We start from the raw sequence: 503 nt of genomic DNA on the forward strand, positions 1-503 counted from the left end.
GTTGTTCCGGTACTTAATCTGTCGGTGTTCAACGTCAGACGGGCACCGGCCTTCGCGTTTGAGCAGAGCAAGCGCGCGACCATAGGCGGGCGCTTTATCCGTGTTGATGAATCGCGGGATCTGCCACTTCTTCACGTTGTTGAGGATTTTACCCAGAAACCGGTATGCAGCTTTGCTGTTACGACGGGAGGAGAGATAAAAATCGACAGTGNGGCCCCGGCTGTCGACGGCCCGGTACAGATACGCCCAGCGGCCATTGACCTTCACGTAGGTTTCATCCATGTGCCACGGGCAAAGATCGGAAGGGTTACGCCAGTACCAGCGCAGCCGTTTTTCCATTTCAGGCGCATAACGCTGAACCCAGCGGTAAATCGTGGAGTGATCGACATTCACTCCGCGTTCAGCNAGCATCTCCTGCAGCTCACGGTAACTGATGCCGTATTTGCAGTANCAGCGTACGGCCCACAGAATGATGTCACGCTGAAAATGCCGGCCNTTGAATG

The 503-nt window shown here is 55.1% G+C and carries 1 protein-coding gene; it reads right to left on the minus strand.

Features of this window, described 5'->3' with window-relative positions:
- Positions 1-503 (minus strand): IS6-like element IS26 family transposase (locus VZP09_RS24985; RefSeq protein ID WP_328795538.1); only part of this gene is annotated, 503 nt, incomplete at both ends.

Origin of the sequence: Klebsiella sp. EMBS2024 (assembly GCF_036233805.1) — a bacterium.
In the GTDB taxonomy this organism is placed as follows: Bacteria; Pseudomonadota; Gammaproteobacteria; order Enterobacterales; family Enterobacteriaceae; genus Klebsiella; species Klebsiella pneumoniae.